Below are 599 nucleotides of genomic sequence, written 5' to 3'. Positions count from 1 at the left end.
TACCACCACCTTCCGACTTGAACATGTTCGGGTTAACAATGAAACGGAACTGGTCGATAGCACCGATTTCACCACCAGCCAGAGTAGTACCAGCAGCATAATGCTCAGCAGAGATGAATGCTGGATTACCGTGCAGGTCTTTCAGAGAACGCAGGGTAGGGATCAGTTCAGAACCGATATACGCATAACGAGCGGCAGGAATGACCTTGGTATCAATGTTACGAGTACCAGTCAGGATGGTGGTGTGCTTCGGAGTACGGTTGTTATCGAGGTCGATAGCCAGACGCATCAGGTCGCCGTAGGTTGGCAGAGTGCCATCTACGTCAGCACGCGAAGTTGCAGCACCAGGGTAGCGCAGAGTACCTGCGTTGTTGATGATGTCGATTTGCAGAGCATCTTCAGTAATCTGGTTTGCAGCAGTCAGCAGTTCACGGTTGATGTGAGACAGCAGGTCTGCATCGGAGTCGAAGTTCAGAGAGTCACGAGTGTACTCAGTGAAGAAACCGAATTTCTCGAAAGTACCTTCCAGTTCCAGACGAGTAGTACCAACACGGTTAACACGACCACCATTCTCACCCAGTACAGGCAGCTTGGATGGG

1 protein-coding gene is annotated in these 599 nt (G+C 50.9%); it reads right to left on the bottom strand.

Annotated features, from left to right (window positions below; genetic code table 11):
• A partial coding sequence (locus N1032_RS26475) for a N4-gp56 family major capsid protein (protein WP_259543635.1) occupies window positions 1–599 on the bottom strand: 599 nt, incomplete at both ends.

Origin of the sequence: Herbiconiux daphne, assembly GCF_024979295.1 — a bacterium.
Lineage (GTDB): Bacteria > Actinomycetota > Actinomycetes > Actinomycetales > Microbacteriaceae > Herbiconiux > Herbiconiux daphnes.
The sequence above is the reverse complement of the archived record's forward strand: the minus strand, read 5'-3'. Positions and strand labels throughout refer to the sequence as shown.